At 35.6% G+C, this 4,855-nt stretch carries 2 protein-coding genes and 1 pseudogene; all 3 read right to left on the bottom strand.

Annotated elements, in window-relative coordinates:
• Positions 1–411 precede the first annotated feature (411 nt).
• A complete protein-coding gene (locus V7127_RS24840) occupies positions 412–1,029 on the bottom strand; it encodes a hypothetical protein (RefSeq protein ID WP_335490796.1) in 618 nt (205 codons plus the stop codon).
• 1,699 nt (positions 1,030–2,728) lie between these two features.
• Positions 2,729–3,103 (bottom strand): annotated as a pseudogene (locus tag V7127_RS24835) (cupin domain-containing protein); the annotation flags it as partial.
• Between the two features lie 72 nt (positions 3,104–3,175).
• Positions 3,176–4,555, bottom strand: a complete 1,380-nt coding sequence (locus V7127_RS24830; RefSeq protein ID WP_335490794.1) for a catalase — start codon at positions 4,553–4,555, stop codon at positions 3,176–3,178.
• Positions 4,556–4,855: the final 300 nt, after the last annotated feature.

Here is a 4,855-nt window from a genome sequence, read left to right as displayed (position 1 = left end):
TGTCAAATAAAAATGCCCTCCATAAAAACAGAGTGCATTAGTAAAGGACTTTTTTATTAAGTAAAGAACAATTTTTTCTAATAAAGAGCTTTCTTTTAATACAACAAGTATGTTCACTGACATTAATGTTGGTACCTAAAAAAACAATAAATATCAAGGACTATTTAGTTCTAGAGTATAAATGAGTGAGAAAAAGATTAGTGCTTCGATTAAATATCTAATTAATAGCAGCAAGTAATCATTCCCCATTTTTATTACGAATGTTGGACTACATTTTAACCTAAAAAGGAATAGAACAATGTTGCATTCCTTTTTTCATATTTAATAAGCCTTTTCGATTTCAATTTTTGTATAAATATCTAATGCCTCTTGTGAACTTATTCCAAACTTTTCACTTGCCATTTTTCCTGCCTACTGATCGTGGACTTCTGGAATATAATTTGCACCATAATTTGTTTCTCTATCAAAAACAGATTTCATGTATTCATAAATTTCCATATCAGATGCTTCACTAGAAGAAGAAACGGTTTCAGCTGTATTCTTTTCTTCCTTTTCAAAATCGTATTCACGTACCAACTGTAAAACGGTTGTTGGTCCATTCTTTATTTCTAAATCAAAGAAGATTTTGAATCCATTTTTATAATAAGCAAGAATGTATCCGTCAGAGTCCAATTCATCTTCAACTGGCTCTACTGATTCAGCAAACACTTTGTTAATTTCTTCTGCTGTCATGCCGACAGTAGCACCGAACACAGAGAGAGTAGGTGTAGCAAAATAGTAGCCCATCACGGTTTCATCCAGTTCATCGATAAAATATCCTTCCTTGTCGAAAACCACCAATCTTGCACCCGAATAGTAATCATCATAGGTAGGTTCGTCATAATGTCCCTTTAGCTCGCTTAATTTTGCACCAAGTAGAAAAGGAGCATTGATTTCGGTTGAAGCGAACACCTCTTCTTCTGGATCTATTTCTTTTTCCTCTACATGGATTGAAGGAGATAAATCTATTTCTTTAGTATTACACCCCAACAACATAACGCAAGACAAAAGCAAAAGTGCAAAGTAATACAAAAGTTTAATAATATCATCTCATTATACAAAAATAATCCTTATACCACTTAACTGCTCTGTTAGTACAATAGGTTCAATAAAGGTAAGCGTTAATCCTTCTTGGATTAACACCCCATTTAGTTTAATAAGGATAATGAAATAGAATTCTCAAAACAGCCCATAGAAGTAACCCTGCAATAATAACTAGAACTCGAATTACCCAATTCTTCACTCTATAAATCCTCCTGATAATTGATAAGTTATTTTTAATATCCTCCCACCCTTGTAACAATTATTTGTCTACCTGATATTACTCCTTTAAGGGCTTTGGAAAAGACCTTTTTTATTTCTTCTCATCGTCAACTAGTCGAGTAGAAAGGAACCTCTCTACCTTACGGTAGATTGTGTTCCTCCCCCTCACAGAACCGTGCTTGCGCTATTAACGCACACGGCTTCTCCTAGTTACCATTCACAAAACCTTGCTAATCTCTTAGGATCAGATTTTGCTAATTCTGCTATCCTTACTAGTTTTGTCTCCATTTATTATTCCTACCTCTGTGTGTAGTAAATGTATCCCTAGCAAGGGTGATAACTGGTAGCTAGCCTTTCCTCCATCGGCATTACCCAACTTCATTGGTACTACGCTGCTATCCGACTCCCTAATCGGCATTTGGTTTCCTTACTTTGTATCGCTTGTACACCATACTCTTCTAAAAAGAAAAGACCGATAGGGTCTCCCGAGTTGCCGTATCATATCAATGTATAACGTGCCAAGGTCTCTGACTCCAGAGAGGTTTTATCCATCTTGCCTTTAACGAAGGATAAAATGTAGCTTTCTGCTGCAGGTAAAGCATCAGCCCTCTCGATTTACTAACATTATGGAGCTCAATCCCTTCAACCATATGGCTTTCGGCCCATTACCTAACTGTCTACGCTTAAAGACGAAAGTTACCTTTAGCCCTCCAAGACTCGCTACGAGTGAATGGCTAGTTCTTACTCGACGGGAATCCCACCCGTTATATGATACGACCTATGCTCGGCCGCACAACTGCCAGTTAGTAGAAAAAGTTCAACAAAAACAAAGCGTTAACCCTTCTTGGATAAACGTCACGATCGTCTAAAAAGAATATATGAGGGAAAAATAACAAATATCAAATGTATATTATTTACAATCCGCGTGTTCCATAATCTTCTGTACGGTTTCCAAATCAATTTTTATGATAGGTCCTTCTGGAGAAATGATCACAGCTTCCTTCAAATAGAATCTCCCTGCCATAATAAAGTTCTCTCTTTTCTTGAAATATAACTTCAAGTCAGGTTCGTGACTTGGAAACTCACTTTGCTCAAGGTACTTTGATTTTTGAAACGAGTCAACTATTTCGTTTATCAAATTTTGATTATCAATTTCATAGGAAGATGGATGACATAGCACCGTGATTGAGGTTGTATATTTCAAATCTTTAATAGAATTCCACCTTTCATAAGGGGGTATTTCTTCCGCTTCTGTTTTATCAATTAAACTATGAAGACCTACCAAGTACCTTGTCTCATTAATTTCAGTTTGTTTTGAATGAGGAGAGGATATTTTATTTTGTTGTTCAGAAGTGTGTAACAAAATCATCCCTGTAGCAAGCAAAAATAACACGATGAAAGCCATTTTCCTCACACTATCGCTCCTTTCGGTACCGGTGTTTTGAATATAGTGTCCAGTAGCAAAGGGTACATATCCGACATCACCGGCTCTATAAACAAATGTACGAGCTGCACCGTTTCCAGTAAATATAGTCATTCGCCCTTGTCCGGTAAGGTAATACTGCCATTCGTCATTATCTGGATGCCAATAAAGTTCTCTCATTGCACCCGGTTCAATCTCAACGAGTGCTGCTGCGACAGTTTTTGAAATTGGAAAGTTAGAAGAGTCGACAATTCGTACACTACCACCTGGTGTTTTTAGGGGTGTTTGTTTCAACAGCTCGTGCTTGACAGTTAAAGGAATTTCTCCGTAGGGTGACTGAACTTCTTGATTTTCCAGTGGACCTTGCACCTTCCCCTGTGTTGGAAATTAATAAATTTTATACAAAAAAACGTCATTTTAATCGTAATAATGACGTTTTTAATCTTCTTATCACTTTTTCATTTCAATTTCAATTCTCTTTGCTAAGTCAGATGATACTTTACTGAAATACTCCATAACCTTCTTTCTAATATCATCAGATATGACTTTCAAATCACTAGCTAAATTTTCGACAAGGTGTTCTTTTTCGATTTGAGTTAACCTCGTATAGAATTCACCAGCCTGCCCAAAATCGTCTTGCTTTGTTATAGAAGTTCTTTCAAGTTTGCCTTCAACATATCTTCCATCACCACTTGTAATTTGATTAGCTGGTATCCAATTTTGCTGTTGGTTAACCGGTAATTTACGAAATTCAGCTCCAATTCTTCTTCTTTGAGAATCACTATAAATATTGGCACGGCCCTGAAGTATTTTATCATCAGATAATTCTGCGCCGTCTAGTATATTAGAAGTGGAGAAGGCGACTTTTTCTACTTGTTCCATATAATTATCAGGATTTTTGTTTAAAACTATTTTGCCTACTGGCATTAGGGGATACTCTTTTTCATCCCATACTTTTGTATCGTCTAAAGGATCATAAGAAAGATTTGCTTCATCCTTTGGGTCCATGAGCTGGACATATAAGCCATATTCCACCGGTTTACCACCCGCAATCGCATCGTATAAATCTTTACCAGCGTAATCAGGATTTTCAGCGGCTAGTCTATTTGCTTCTTCGCGACCAATGTATTGTACACCTTCAAATGGGTACCAATGGTATTTAACGTACTTTCTAATACCTTGAGCATTTATCCAAACATATGTATTTACACTATGTCCTGGAATGTGGCGAAAACTTTTTACCGTACCAGCATCCGAGTATAACCGTATAACAAAGTGAATCGATTCAGGCGCTCTTGCTACAAAGCTCCAAAACCTATCAGGATCAATTAAATTATTTTTTGGTGAAGGTAAGAGTGCTTTAATAAATTCCGGAAATCGTATCGCATCACGAACAGAAAAGACAGGAATGTGATTACACAAAAGGTCAAAAACGCCTTCTTCTGTATAAAATTTTGTAGCAAAACCACGCACATTTCTAGATGTATCAGGTGTTCCTTTCGTACTAACAGCTAACGAAAAGCGAACCATAACAGGAAATTTCTGATTAGAATTTTGTAAAAAGCTCAGTTTTGTATGTTCGGACATCGAATATATCGTTTGAAAATAACCAAATGCACCAGATCCTTTTACATGAACAGGTCTTTCTAAAATCTTTTCATGAATAAATTCTTGTAAGGTTTCGTGTAATACACTATCTTGTTCCAGTACAGGTCCCCTAGAGCCGATCGTCTGGGAATGAAGTTTAGCTTGATCATTGGAGAGGTCTCGATTCTCATTATGGCTTTCCTCTAATAAAGTTTGCCTCTGTTTATGGTCTTTTTTATTCATTATTAAAGCCTCCAAAATTTAATTAACTTCAATCGTTACTAAATATGATTATTGAGGCTCGAATATGTATCTTCTACTTTTATTTTCAACATTCATTAGAAATATAGTTCTTAAAGTTAGTTTGTTAAGATGATAAAAGAGTATGAACAGGCTAATAAAAATAGTATTTATAAAAAATGATCAAACTTTTTTATAAATAATACATCTAGATATGGTATAGAAGAATCCATATTGATTAAGATTTTATCAAGACCTAAATCATAAGAAGTCATAAAAAATAAAGATCGATATATATTAGAC

The sequence above is a fragment of the Bacillus sp. JJ1773 genome, assembly GCF_036962035.1.
Lineage (GTDB): Bacteria > Bacillota > Bacilli > Bacillales > Cytobacillaceae > Cytobacillus.
This window is presented reverse-complemented; position numbering and strand designations above follow the sequence as displayed.

Coding starts and splice junctions, on each gene's coding strand:
- V7127_RS24830 (WP_335490794.1), bottom strand. CDS start 4,555: ATGAATAAAAAAGACCATAAACAGAGGCAAACTTTATTAGAGGAAAGC.